General features: G+C 71.8%; 13 protein-coding genes and 3 pseudogenes. 9 read left to right on the top strand and 7 right to left on the bottom strand.

Annotated elements, in window-relative coordinates; genetic code table 11:
• Positions 1-52: 52 nt before the first annotated feature.
• The 4 genes and pseudogenes from ACJ512_RS07395 to ACJ512_RS07380 form a co-directional block, all read right to left on the bottom strand.
• Complete coding sequence (locus tag ACJ512_RS07395) at positions 53-1,222, bottom strand: glycosyltransferase (protein WP_407689064.1); 1,170 nt, start codon at positions 1,220-1,222, stop codon at positions 53-55.
• Positions 1,223-1,365: 143 nt separating this feature from the next.
• Positions 1,366-1,488: a hypothetical protein gene (locus ACJ512_RS07390; RefSeq protein WP_407689065.1), complete on the bottom strand. Its 123-nt coding sequence runs from the start codon at positions 1,486-1,488 to the stop codon at positions 1,366-1,368.
• A gap of 93 nt (positions 1,489-1,581) precedes the next feature.
• Positions 1,582-2,341: pseudogene (locus tag ACJ512_RS07385) on the bottom strand (STAS domain-containing protein).
• Positions 2,334-3,350, bottom strand: a complete 1,017-nt coding sequence (locus ACJ512_RS07380; protein WP_407689066.1) for a chemotaxis protein CheB — start codon at positions 3,348-3,350, stop codon at positions 2,334-2,336. Before ACJ512_RS07380 ends, ACJ512_RS07385 begins: the two are co-directional and overlap by 8 nt.
• Positions 3,351-3,537: 187 nt before the next feature.
• Here ACJ512_RS07380 and ACJ512_RS07375 point away from each other — a divergent pair, with 187 nt between their 5' ends.
• Positions 3,538-3,795 carry a DUF7218 family protein gene (locus ACJ512_RS07375; protein ID WP_407689076.1) on the top strand — a complete coding sequence of 86 codons (258 nt, stop codon included), beginning with the start codon at positions 3,538-3,540 and terminating at the stop codon, positions 3,793-3,795.
• Here the strand turns inward: ACJ512_RS07375 and ACJ512_RS07370 are convergent, their stop codons facing one another.
• Positions 3,796-4,014, bottom strand: coding sequence for a hypothetical protein (locus ACJ512_RS07370; RefSeq protein ID WP_407689077.1), 219 nt, complete (start codon positions 4,012-4,014; stop codon positions 3,796-3,798).
• Positions 4,015-4,126: 112 nt separating this feature from the next.
• Between ACJ512_RS07370 and ACJ512_RS07365 the strand changes: the two genes are divergently transcribed.
• The 5 genes and pseudogenes from ACJ512_RS07365 to ACJ512_RS07345 form a co-directional block, all read left to right on the top strand.
• The gene (locus tag ACJ512_RS07365; protein ID WP_407689067.1) at positions 4,127-4,843 is read left to right on the top strand and encodes a glycosyltransferase family 2 protein; all 717 of its coding nucleotides are present in this window, start codon (positions 4,127-4,129) and stop codon (positions 4,841-4,843) included.
• The gene (locus ACJ512_RS07360; protein ID WP_407689068.1) at positions 4,840-5,781 is read left to right on the top strand and encodes an acyl-CoA dehydrogenase family protein; all 942 of its coding nucleotides are present in this window, start codon (positions 4,840-4,842) and stop codon (positions 5,779-5,781) included. Before ACJ512_RS07365 ends, ACJ512_RS07360 begins: the two co-directional genes overlap by 4 nt.
• Before the next feature lie 14 nt (positions 5,782-5,795).
• Positions 5,796-6,569 (top strand): annotated as a pseudogene (locus ACJ512_RS07355) (PIG-L deacetylase family protein).
• On the top strand, positions 6,566-7,231 hold the full coding sequence (locus ACJ512_RS07350) for an SAM-dependent methyltransferase (protein ID WP_407689069.1): 666 nt from the start codon (positions 6,566-6,568) through the stop codon (positions 7,229-7,231). Before ACJ512_RS07355 ends, ACJ512_RS07350 begins: the two are co-directional and overlap by 4 nt.
• 18 nt (positions 7,232-7,249) lie before the next feature.
• Positions 7,250-7,400: pseudogene (locus ACJ512_RS07345) on the top strand (endonuclease/exonuclease/phosphatase family protein); the annotation flags it as partial.
• Between the two features lie 93 nt (positions 7,401-7,493).
• Here ACJ512_RS07345 and ACJ512_RS07340 read toward each other — a convergent pair.
• A complete protein-coding gene (locus tag ACJ512_RS07340; protein WP_407689070.1) occupies positions 7,494-7,781 on the bottom strand; it encodes a DUF3349 domain-containing protein in 288 nt (95 codons plus the stop codon).
• A 185-nt stretch (positions 7,782-7,966) separates the two neighbouring features.
• Positions 7,967-8,203 carry a microaggregate-binding protein 1 gene (mbp1, locus tag ACJ512_RS07335; protein ID WP_407689071.1) on the bottom strand — a complete coding sequence of 79 codons (237 nt, stop codon included), beginning with the start codon at positions 8,201-8,203 and terminating at the stop codon, positions 7,967-7,969.
• Positions 8,204-8,468: 265 nt separating this feature from the next.
• Between mbp1 and ACJ512_RS07330 the strand changes: the two genes are divergently transcribed.
• The 3 genes from ACJ512_RS07330 to ACJ512_RS07320 all read left to right on the top strand — a co-directional run bounded on the left by ACJ512_RS07330 (position 8,469) and on the right by ACJ512_RS07320 (position 12,328).
• Complete coding sequence (locus ACJ512_RS07330; RefSeq protein ID WP_407689072.1) at positions 8,469-9,251, top strand: SDR family oxidoreductase; 783 nt, start codon at positions 8,469-8,471, stop codon at positions 9,249-9,251.
• A gap of 162 nt (positions 9,252-9,413) precedes the next feature.
• Positions 9,414-10,418 (top strand): SDR family oxidoreductase, encoded by a 1,005-nt coding sequence (locus ACJ512_RS07325; RefSeq protein ID WP_461480100.1) that lies wholly within the window; start codon positions 9,414-9,416, stop codon positions 10,416-10,418.
• Positions 10,419-10,534: 116 nt separating this feature from the next.
• Positions 10,535-12,328 carry a thiamine pyrophosphate-requiring protein gene (locus ACJ512_RS07320; RefSeq protein WP_407689579.1) on the top strand — a complete coding sequence of 598 codons (1,794 nt, stop codon included), beginning with the start codon at positions 10,535-10,537 and terminating at the stop codon, positions 12,326-12,328.
• The last annotated feature ends 4 nt before the right edge of the window (positions 12,329-12,332 follow it).

Genomic DNA, 12,332 nt, shown 5'->3' with positions numbered 1-12,332 from the left:
GGGTTTGCCGAACGCCTGCACGGTGGTCAGCGTATTCCTCCCGACCATTTCCTCACGGTAGTCCCGCCGACTGCAGAGGGTGCGACGGCAGGCGCTCCGAACCGATTTGTCGATAGATGTTGAGCGCGTCCAGCGCCACCCGGTCCCAGGTGAAACGCGACAGCGCGCGGCTTCGCCCGGCCGATCCCATGCTCTCGCGCTGGAAACTCTGCGCGAGCAGCGCGCGCAGCGCGGCTGTCAGTTCGCCGGGCCGCTCCGGTGACAACAACAGCCCCGTCACGTTGTCCACGATGGCCTCCGTGAGGAATCCGACGGGCAGCGCCACCACGGCCACCCCGCACGCCATCGCCTGCAGCACCGTCGTCGGGCGGGGCGGCTGGCGCGGCGTGCACGCGAAAACGTTGGCGGAGCGGATCAGTTGCGGCAGTTCGTCTTCGGGCAACGTGCCCGCGAACCGCACCCGGTCGGCGACGCCCAGCTCGGCGGCGAGCTCCTCGAGCTGGGCTCGCGCCTCGACGTGGGCGGCATCGGCCGGGGCAGTCTCCGCGAGCACCAGCTCGGTGCCCGCCAGCCGGGGCAGCGCGCGGATGACTCTGTCGAACCCGTTGCACCACAGCGGATTCGGCGCCACGCACAGCACACGGTTGAGCTCCCCTCTGGGGGCCACGGGGCCGACGGGGGCGAAGCGCTCCCCGTCCACGCCGCTGGCCAGAACCGACATCCGTGCCCGGCTGCGGCGCAGCCGGGCGAGCGCGTCGACGTCGGCGCTGCTCTCGCCGGTCACCCACGTCGCGCTGCGCGCCAGCAGCGGCTCGATCCGTTCGCGTTCGCTCTCGTGGGGTGAACCGTCGGGACGGCGCGCCGCGGCCACGCCCTGGAAGCTCTGCACGGTCGGTATCCGCTGCCGCCGCGCCGCCAGCTGGGCGGCCAGCCCGCCGAGCCACCCGTAGGCGTGCACGACGTCGGGCTGGTCCGACGACCACTCGCGCTGCAGCGCGGCCGCCCAGTCCCCCACGTACGGCAGCACTTCCGGTGCCGACACCGGACCCCGGGGGCCCACGGGAAGCGGCACGACGCGGTCACCGCCCCCGGCGCCCTCGCGGCGCCGGCCCGCGCGCCGCACGTAGGCCGTGACGTCGTGTCCGCGGGCGGCGAGCGCGGCACAGACCTGCCGGGGGTCGTCACCGACCTGGTCGTCGCCGCAGACGATGGCGATCTTCAAGCGCAACTCCCTTCACGCGGTCCGACGCGGAAGTGGTCCTACGCGGGAAGTGCTACCCCGTCGGCGTGTCGGACAAACGGCGAAGTGCCGCCTCTTTGGTTTTGGACCACGGATTCGTCGTCCGCATCAGGGCGGGGCCGCGCTCAGTTCAGGACCTCCATCAACAGCAGCGCCCCGCCGACGGTGCCGTCCGCGGCACGAAACGACGCGCACGTCACCCGCACCCGGGCGTTGCGGCCACGCCGGTTGAGGGCGTCGACGACCACCTCCCCGGAGCTTCTTGTCGTCCATCCACGTCCCGTTCGAAAGAGCGTCCGCCAACGGGCTCGAACACTACTCGCGACGCCGGACAGCGGACCTCAGATCCGGTTTTCCCGCCCGATCACCGCCCACACCGTCTTGCCGGTGGGGGTCGGGGTGCTGCCCCAGGCGCGGCAGAGCGCGGAAATGATGGCCAGGCCCGACACGATGTCCACACCCCGATCGACGCTCTCGCGCCGGGTTGCGGGCCGACGGCTGCGATCCTCCACCGCGACGGTGACGGTGTCCCGCTCTCTCTCGGCTATCAGCACCGGCGCGCTTTGGGTGTGGTCGAGCACGTTCTCGACGAGCACGGTGGCCACCGTGCCCGCGACGGGGATCAGTTCGCTCGCGCCCCATCCGGTGAAGCCAGTCGGTGATCATCGCGCGGGCCAGGCCGACGCCGGCCGGCCCGGCGGGCGGTTCGGCACGCGCACGCCGCCGGATTTGCAGGGACTGGCCGTGTACGTCCCGCAGCGCCGACTCGTGGGCCGCGTGCACGGGCACGTAGCGGGCCACCCCGGCCGACTCGATGGCCCGCCGGGTTCGCGGCTCGTCGCAGACGAGCAGGATTGGCACGTCGGGCCAGGTGCTGACGTGCCAGCGGGCGCTCGTGAACACCGTCCAGGCCGTCGCAGACGGCACGGACAACCCGTTGACGTCGACGATCACCGCGCGCGGCTCGTCCAGCGCGGCCTTGATGACGGCGTCGCGCAGTCCTCGATAGGTGACACTGTCCAACACCCCGCTGACGGCCAGGTGCACCACCTCGTCGCGGGCTTGGGCCTCGACCCGCACGGGCGGGCTGACCTCAGCCACCGGGCTCGCCCGGCCGGGGACTGGTGTGCGACAACCGTTCGCTGAGCACGCCCAGCGCCGCCTCGGTTTCCTGCGCGCGGTCGGTGTAGTGCCGGCGCAGCATGCCCGTGCCCGCCTTGTCGGCCATCTTGCGAGCCAGTCTGGCCTTCTCCTGCAGGCTGCGCAGCGCCGCCCAGAGCGCGCCCTCGATCTCGTCGTCGCGGGCGGCGAGCAGTGCGTCGGCGGTCCACGCGTGGCCGACCCGGCACCGGTAGTGGCCCTCGCCGACCGAGATCAGCGACCCGTTGCAGTCCGGGCAGGTGTACCCCGACGGGGTGCCCAGTTCCTGGGCGTCGAAGTCGGTGGCGAAGCGCGCCTTCATCGCGATGCGGTTCTCGAGTTCCAGCCCAGCGTCGCGTTCCATCTCGGGGTCCTCTATGTCTCGCTGCGCAAGCTCCTTGAGGACGCCGCCGATGTCACCGGCGGCGGCCTGCCGATCCAACACTCCGGCCTCCAGCGCGCTGGTCGGCATCACCGGGAACAACGCGTCCTCGGGGGTCTGGCCGATGGTGGTCCCCCCGCGAGCCCGGATCGCGGCCAGGCCCAGCACCCCGTCGTCGAGCACCCCGGACAGCAGCACCCCGACGGCGCGGGAGCCGAAGGCCAGCGCCACCGAGCGGAACAGAGCGTTGATCGCGGGCCGGTGTCCGCTCTCCGTCGGACCCTGCGAGAGCACCACGTGGTGGTCGGCGACCAGCAGATGGCGGTTCGGGCTGCAGACGTAGATGTGTCCGGGCTCCAGCTCTTCCCCGTCGCGCGCGGTGGTCGCCGGCAACGGGCCGGCGCGGTCGATGATGCGGGCCAGCACGCTCGGTGCCCCCGCGGGAATGTGCAGCGTGACCAGGTAGGCGTACGGCAAATCCGGCGACAGACCCGCGGCAAGGCGCGACAAGGCCTCGACGCCTCCGGCCGAGGCGCCGATCGCCACGACTCCGCGCAGCACGTTTTCACTGGTCGCGTTGATCACCACCCTCGGCTACCCCCGTCAAGCGTAGGTAACCGCATAGGTCGTGGCTAGTGCCCGGATCGGGCGTTTCCGGCGACCGGAAAAACCCCGACACGCCGGGTGTCGGCGGCCCGGGCGTGGCGCGCCGGGGTTTTCCCGGTCCCCGCGCGGGGCATCCCCCCGGCAAAGACGTCACAGATAAGGAGGGGGCATCGTGCCGTCGTCCATCAAGAACGAGAAGCTCTATGAGGATCTGCGCCGGCAGGGCGACTCCAAGGAAAAGGCCGCCCGGATCTCCAATGCGGCCGCCGGGCGGGGCAAGTCGTCGGTCGCCCGCAAGGGCGGCAAGGCCGGCTCCTACACCGACTGGACGGTGCCGGAGCTGAAGAAGCGCGCCAAAGAGCTTGGCATGTCGGGGTATTCGGGCCTGACCAAGGACAAGCTGATCGCCAAGCTGCGCAGCCGCTGATCAACCGCAGAGGCCGAGCCGATCCGGCCAGCACCAGGAAGGCGGCCGCGTAGTCGTTGTCGGCGGTCTGGGTTCGGGCGCCCCGTAAGCCCACAGCGCATAGCCGCCGGCCAGGGCGAACCGCGGCCCGCCAGCCTTGAGCGCCGACGCCGCCGCGCGCAGCGCCTCCCGCAGCCGGCCGTCGTGCCCGGGCGGACCCGGCGGAGTCTGTGCTGCCATGGTCCCTACGTCATACCCCGCGATCCGGGCGGGCAACCCGGCGGCCCGACGCCATTGCGCCCCAGCGTTTGTCGTCTGTTTAAGCAACGGCCGGATTGGCAAACCAGGAGCTATGCCAGCCGCAGTCCTGAGAGCCTACGACGGGGCTGCCGTCGTGATCCCCGCCCACAACGAGCGGGCCAAGCTGCCGGCGTGCCTGCGCGCGGTGCTGACCGCGGCCCTGTGCGCCCGGGTTCCGGTCACCGTCGTGGTGGTGCTCGACGACAGCGACGACGACAGCGCCCGGTTGGCCGGCGAGTACGGCCCCGACGTGCACTTCGTCAGCGTCGACGCCCGCAACGTCGGCACCGCGCGGGCGGTGGGCTTCGGCTATGCCCGGTCGCTGCTCGGGCCCGGCGCCCGGTGCTGGTATGCCACGACCGATGCCGACAGCCGCGTCGATCCCGGCTGGCTGGTCCGCCAGCTCGAGACGGGGGCGGACATGGTGCTGGGCGTGGTGCGCGTGACCGACTGGCACCAGCACTCCCCCGACGTCGCCGACCGGTTCCTGCGGGCCTACGAGGGCGGGGCGGGGGACCCGCACGACCACATCCACGGCGCCAACATGGGTTTTTCCGCCCGCGCCTACTGGCGGGTCGGCGGGTTCCGCTCGCTGGCCTCCGGCGAGGACGTCGACCTGGTCGAGCGGTTCGAGGCCGCCGGCTACTCCATCCACCGGGACACCGGGATATCGGTCGTCACGTCGGCGCGGGCCCGGGCCCGGGCCCCGCACGGCTTCGCCCATCACCTCCGCCGACTGGGCACGCCGGCAACGGGGGACTGCGCGTGACGGCGGGATTGGTCAAGCACTGGCTGGAGACCGGGCGGCTCGAGTTGCCGCTGCCGGCCTCGGGCCGGACCGCCGAGCGCTGGCAGGGCCTGGCCCTGCTGGCCGAGGAGGACATCGTGGCGGCCCGCATCGCCGAGGCCCACGTCGACGCCGTCGCCATCCTCGACGAACTCGGCGGCAAGCCGCCCGATCCCGGCCAGCTGTGGGGCGTGTGGGCCGCCGAGGCCCCCGACGCGATGCTGACGGCCACCGAAGCCGGCGGCGCGTTCACCCTGACCGGCACCAAGGTGTGGTGCTCGGGCGCCGGGTTCTGCACCCATGCGCTGGTGACGGCGCAACTGGGGGACGGAACGCGCGGCCTGTTCGCGGTTTCGGCGCTCAACCCCACCGTCAAGGCGCTGCCGACCACGTGGTGGAACGCCGGGATGGCCGGCAGCGACACCCGGCCGGTGCAGTTCACCAACACCCAGGCCGTCGCCTTGGGCGGCCCCGGCGACTACCTGAGCCGGCCCGGGTTCTGGCACGGCGCGATCGGGGTGGCCGCGTGCTGGCTCGGCGGCGCCCGCCGGGTTGCCGAACCGCTGTACCGTTGCGCGGGAAGCCAGTCCGCGGACGCCTACTCGCTGGCCCACCTGGGCGCGGTGGACGCCGCGCTCGCCGCCGGCGAGGCGATGCTGAGCACCGCCGCCGCCCGCATCGACGCCGACCCGTTCGACCGGACCGACACCGCCCAACTACTCGCGCGCCGCGTCCGCAGCGTCGTCGAGCACGCGGCCGACGAGGCGATCACCCGCACCGGCCGGGCCCTGGGCCCCGGGCCGTTGTGCCAGGACGGCCGGCACGCCCAGCGGGTGGCCGACCTCACCATCTACATCCGGCAGAGCCACGCGGAGCGCGATCTGGCCGAGCTCGGAACGCTGGCGGGACAACACCGTTGAACGCGCTGGACGCGCTGACGACCCTGCCGGCCGGCAACTGCGATCGGTTCGCGGCCAAGCCGCTGACCCGCGGCGGCACACCGCTGCCGGTGTGGCTGGCCGCCCTGGATCGCGGCCCCCTGCCGCCGCTGGACCTGACCGGGTGCCGGCGGCTGGTGGTCGTCGCCCCGCACCCCGACGACTAGACCCTGGGCATGGGCGCCACGATCGCGCACCTGGCCGCCGCGGGGGTCGACGTCCAGGTGGTGTCGGTCAGCGACGGCGGCGCCGCCCACCCGGGCGCGACGGCCTTGCAGCGGACCCGCCTACAGACCACGCGCCGCCACGAGTTGCGTCGGGCGGCAGGGGCTTTGGGGATTCCCCCGCCGCTGCCGCTGGGCCTGCCCGACGGGGAGGTCGCCGACCACGAGGACAGCCTCACCGAGGAGCTCGCCGGCGTCCTCGGCGCCGCCGGGCCGGACACCTGGTGTGCGGCCACCTGGCGCGGCGACGGGCACCCCGACCACGAGGCCGTGGGGCGCGCGGCGGCGGCGGCCTGCGCGCGCACCGACGCCACGCTGCTCGAGTTCCCGGTGTGGATGTGGCACTGGGCCACCCCCGCCGACTCCGTGGTGCCGTGGGAGCGCGCCCACACCGTGCCCGTGCCCGGTCGCGCGATCGCCCGCAAAAAGCTTGCCGCGCAATGCTTTCGCAGTCAGTTCGAGCCGTGCCACGGGGCGCCGGCGCCGGTGCTGCCCGGGTTCGTGCTGCCGCGGCTGCTCGCGGTGGGCGAAGTGGTCTTCCGGTGAGCACCCGGCTGCCCGACGCGTACTTCGACCGGCTCTACGCCGGCGACGACGACCCCTGGCGGTTGTCGACGCGGTGGTACGAGGAGCGCAAGTACGCGATCACCCTGGCGCTGCTGCCCGGCCGCCGCTACCGGCACGCGTTCGAGCCGGGCTGCTCGATCGGGACGCTGACCGAGCTGCTGGCACGCCGCTGCGACCGGGTGACCGCGGTGGACGTGGCCGACGCCGCGCTGCGCGGCGCGGACCGGCGGCTGCGCGCGGCCGGTTGCCGTGAGCGGGTGCACCTGGCGCGGTCTTCCCTGGACGAGACGTGGCCGGGCGGACCCTTCGACCTGGTGGTTCTCAGCGAGGTCGGCTACTACCTGCAGGCCGACGCGCTGGCCGCCGTGCTGGATCGCGAATGCGCCCGGCTGCGGCCGGGCACCACCGTCGTCGCCGCCCACTGGCGCCACGCCGTCGCCGACTACCCGCTCGGCGGCGACGCGGCGCACCGTGTCGTCGCGCGCACGCCGGGCCTGGCGTCGCTGGGGTGCTACCGCGACTGCGACGTCGTCGTCGAGGTGTTCGACCTCGGCGACGAGCGGTCGGTGGCGGCGCGCGGTCGGTGGCGGCGCGCGAGCGCGTGCCCGGTGCATGACCGGGCCCGGTGCATGAGCGGGTAAGTGGGTATCGCACCACGTATGCGCGTGGCGAACTTCAACATCCTGCACGGCCGCACCGTCGGCGAGGGGGTGCACCTGCGCCGGCTGCGGGACTGCGTGCGCCGACTTCGGCCAGCCGCGCTCGCAGCGTGCCGACCTGACCGCGGTGACCGCCGAGGCCATGGGCGCGTAACCCCGTTGAGGGGATCGACGGTGGCCAACACGCACCTGTCCTTCGTGCCGGGCTGGAACCGCCGGCCGTCAGCCTGGAACGCCGGGGGCGTCAGGCGCCCTGACCGGCCGGCCAGCCGAGGGCGGCGAGGCGATCGTGTACTCGGTCGATGTCGTCCAGGGAGGGCATCTCGTCGGTGACCCGGCTGATCTCCACGCCCATGTCGGCGGCGCCGACCGGGACTCCCCGAACCCGGATCCGTTCGGTGATCGCCACGATCTCGTCGTCGGAGACCCGGCGGGGAAGCAACGCGAACAACGGCACGTATCCGGTTGCCGGCACGCCCGCGGGGTAGCCCGCGCGCAGGAATCCGACCACTCTGGACACCACGTTCGCCATCGTCAACCCGCCTCGCTCGCTTCGCCGCACGCTACCCGCAGCAGCCCTGGGCGCGGATAGCGCCCTGCGGCGGATTTCAAACCCGTGCCGGCGACGAGTCATCGGCCGCGGGTCAACGGCATTGTCGCACTCCCGCGACGACGGACCGGCCCAACGCGTCGGACCGGGCCCATCGAGCGAGGTGACTACTGGTGCCGCTGCTCGCGCTCCTCGGCGCTTTCGGCGCCGCTGCGTGCCGCCTCGGCTTCCGCCTCCTTCTTGGCGGCGTCGCGCTGGGCGTCGGCCTTGTCCTGCTGGGCTTCGCCTTCCCGGTACATGTCGTCACGACCGGTCAGCGCCCCGCCGACCTCTTTGGCCTTGCCCTTGATTCCCTCGACTGTTCCCTTCACGGCTTCTTCCGCGCCACCATTCTGATCGCCCATAGCTACGATCCTTTCGCTAGTCGTGGCTTGCGCTTCTGTCTGCGGCCGCGGTCCGCCGAATAAGGCTGCACCGCAACGCCATTCGAAAGCCATCGGGTGAGCCGACACTGACGTGGCCGCAGTTGACGGGCTTCCCGCCCCGCAGCGGGTCAAACCCGTCGCCGCAATCGCCCGGGCATACGTCACCCGAAGTGGCCTGATCAGTGCGTTTGGTCGGCTTTTTCCCGGGTATTGGCCCGGGTGAGCATGGAAGGCGGCAAACGCCATGACCACAATCGCTGTCATAGGGGCGACCGGCACGGCGGGCTCGCGTGTCGCAGCGCGGCTGCGAAGCCGCGGGGTCGGGGTGGTGGAGGTGTCGCGCGCCGGCGGGTGTGACGTGGTCAGCGGCCACGGCCTGGCGGAGGCGCTGGAGGGCGTCGACACCGTGATCGACGTGTGCAATCCCGCGCCCGGGGACTACCGGTGCGACCCCGCCGCCACCATCACCACGGCCACCCGCAATCTCGTCGGCGCGTGCGCGTCGCACGGGGTGGAGCGGCTGGTCCTGTCGACGATCGCGGGCATGGAGAATCCCGAGTTCGACGGGCTCCCCTATTTCGAGGCCAAACGAGCCGCCGAGGAGATCGTGCTGGAGGGCCCGATCCCCCCGACCATCGTGAAATCGACGCAGTGGCACGAATCCGCCGTCTACTCCGACGCCGTGGTCTGCCGGGACGGCGAGGTCGTGGCCCAGGATTGGCTGATCCAGCCCATCGCGGCCGACACCGTCGCCGACGTCCTGGTCGAGGCGGCCCTGGGACAGACGCGCACACCACGCACCATCACCGGCCCCGAGGTGATCCGGTTGCCCGACCTCGCGTCGAAGCTGCTCGCCGCGCGCGGCGACGGACGCCGCGTGCGCGTCGTCAAACCCGCCCTGGCCCCGCTGGCCGTGGGTGGGCTGCTGGCGCCCGACCATGCGGTCGTGCTGGGCCCCGACGTCGACACCTGGCTCGAAGAACAGGTGACGCCCGGCGCGGCCGCGGAGCAAACGCCGAACTGCTGAAGCGCCGAACGCGTCCCAAAGCGTAAGTAATACAGCATGTTTCGCACCCGGAATCGATACGGCGCCGGGCGCGGTAAGCGGCTTCGGCCAAATCCAGGAATAACGCCGTCGGATGCGGGTACCCGGCGCTATGTGGGGAAGGCAGCCCATTCGGGCCAGACCGTGGTCGTCACCGGTGCGAGCGGGGGCATCGGGCGCGCGACGGCCAGAGCGTTCGGCGCGCGCGGCGCACAGGTGGGTCTGCTCGCCCGCGGCGAGCAGGGGCTGAACGGCGCGGCGCGGGACGTGGAGGCCGCCGGCGGGAAGGCGCATGCCGTGCCCACCGACGTCGCCGACCCGCAGGAGTGCGAGTCGGCGGCCGAAGAGGTCGAGCGGGCTTTCGGGCCCATCGACGTCTGGGTGAACGTGGCGTTCACCTCGGTTTTCGCGCCGTTCTGGGAGATCGAGCCGGACGAGTTCCGGCGCGTCACCGAGGTCACCTACCTCGGCTACGTCTACTCCACCATGGCGGCGCTGCGCCGGATGCGGCCCCGCAACTCCGGGACCATCGTGCAGGTGGGTTCGGCGCTGGCCTACCGGGGCATCCCGCTGCAGAGCGCGTACTGCGGCGGCAAGCATGCGATTCAGGGTTTCAACGAATCGCTGCGCTGCGAACTGCTGCACGAGCGCAGCAAGGTCCGCGTCACCATGGTGCAGATGCCGGCGGTCAACACCCCGCAGTTCTCGTGGGTGCTGTCGCGGCTGCCGCGCCAGGCCCAGCCGGTTCCGCCGATCTACCAACCCGAGGTGGCCGCGCGGGCGGTGCTGCACGCCGCGGACCATCCCCGGCGGCGCGAGTACTGGGTCGGGGGGAGCACGGCCGCGACGCTGGCCGGCAATGCCCTCGCGCCCGGGTTGTTGGACCGCTACCTGGCACGGAACGGGTTCGACTCCCAGCAGACCAAGGACCCCCGGCCCCCCGGGCAGCCGGCCAACCTGTGGGAGCCGGCCGACGGAAGCGGCGGCCGCGACTACGGGGCCCACGGCATCTTCGACAACCAGTCGTCTGCCCGCAGCCTGCAGCTGTGGGCGTCCCAGCACCACGGGCTGCTCGGCAGCGCGGCCGGCGGCGCGCTCGCCGCCGGCGTCGGGGCGGCGGCGCGGCTGCTGCGCCGGCGGGGCCGATGATCGCCGGCGACCGCGCCGGGTCGGCGCGCCTCGTCGCGTCGGCACACCACCCGCATTTTCGTTCGGCCACTTCGTACTGAGCCAGGCCAGAAGTATTCGATTGAGGAGGAAAACCGATGTCCAAGAAAGACGTTGCCGACTACCTGCTGGAGCGCCTGCGGGCCTGGGATGTCGAGCATGTCTTCGCGTTCCCCGGCGACGGGATCAACGGGATCCTCGCCGCGTGGGGCCGCGCCGACAACAAGCCACAATTCGTCCAGTCGCGCCACGAGGAGATGAGCGCCTTCGAGGCATGCGGCTACGCCAAGTTCACCGGCCGCGTCGGGGTGTGCATGGCCACGTCGGGGCCCGGCGCCATCCACCTGCTCAACGGCCTCTACGACGCCAAGCTCGACCACGTCCCGGTGGTGGCCATCGTCGGCCAGACCAACCGCAGCGCCATGGGCGGGTCCTACCAGCAGGAGGTGGACCTGATGACGCTGTTCAAGGACGTCGCCAGCGACTACCTCCAGATGATCACCGTCCCTGAGCAATTGCCCAACGTGCTCGACCGCGCCATCCGGGTGGCGATGACCCAACGCGCCCCGACGGCGCTGATCATCCCGGCGGACGTGCAGGAGCTCGAGTACTCGCCGCCCACCCACGAATTCAAGATGGTGCCCTCCAGTCTGGGCATCGAGTGGCCGTCGATCGACCCCGACGACGCCGGCATCGCGCGGGCGGCCGAGGTGCTCAACGCGGGCAGCAAGGTGGCGATGCTGGTGGGCAGCGGCGCGCGGGGCGCCCACGAGGAAGTCGCCCAGGTCGCCGACCTGCTCGGCGCCGGGGCCGCCAAGCCGCTGCTGGGCAAGGACGTGCTGTCCGACGAACTGCCGTGGGTCACCGGGTCGATCGGCCTGCTGGGCACGCGGCCCAGCTATGAGCTGATGCGCGACTGCGACACCCTGCTGACCATCGGTTCCAGCTTCCCGTACACGCAGTTCCTGCCCGACTTCGACCAGTGCCGCGCGGTGCAGATCGACGTCGACGGCAAGATGATCGGCATGCGCTACCCCAACGAGGTGAACCTGGTCTCCGACGCGAAATCCGCGCTGCGGGCCCTGATTCCGCACCTGCGGCGCAAAGAGGACCGGTCCTGGCGCGAAACCATCGAGAAGAACGTGGCCCGGTGGTGGGAGACCATCGACATGGAGTCCAAGGTCAGCGCGGACCCGATCAACCCGCTGCGGTTGTTCTCCGAGCTGTCCCCCCAGCTGCCCGACAACGCGATCGTCACAGCAGATTCCGGCTCGTCGGCCAACTGGTACGCGCGGTGCCTGAAGTTCCGCGGCAGCATGCGCGGCTCCCTGTCGGGCAACCTCGCCACGATGGGGCCCGGGGTCCCCTACGGCATCGGCGCGAAGTTCGCGCACCCACAGCGCCCGGTCATCGTGTTCGCCGGTGACGGCGCCATGCAGATGAACGGCATGGCCGAGCTCATCACCATCAAGCGGTACTGGAAGGAGTGGGCCGACCCGCGCCTGATCGTGGCGATCCTGCACAACAACGACCTCAACCAGGTCACCTGGGAGATGCGCGCCATGGCAGGAGCCCCGAAATTCACGGAGTCCCAAAGCCTTCCCGACATCGACTTCGCGGCGTTCGCATCCAGCCTGGGCCTGCACGCGATGGCCATCAAGGACCCCGAGGAACTCGGCGACGCCTGGCGCGAGGCGCTGTCGGCCGACCGTCCCACCGTGATGGACGTGCACACCGACCCGAACATGCCACCGATCCCGCCGCACGCCACCTGGGACCAGTTCAAGGCGGCCACCACCGCGGTCCTGTCGGGCGACGAGGACAGGGTCGGGTTCGTCAAGGTGGGCCTGAAGACCAAGGCGCAGGAGTTCCTGCCGCACAAGAAGAGCTGAGGGG

It is taken from the genome of Mycobacterium cajalii (assembly GCF_045809005.2).
Lineage (GTDB): Bacteria > Actinomycetota > Actinomycetes > Mycobacteriales > Mycobacteriaceae > Mycobacterium.
The sequence above is the reverse complement of the archived record's forward strand: the minus strand, read 5'-3'. Positions and strand labels throughout refer to the sequence as shown.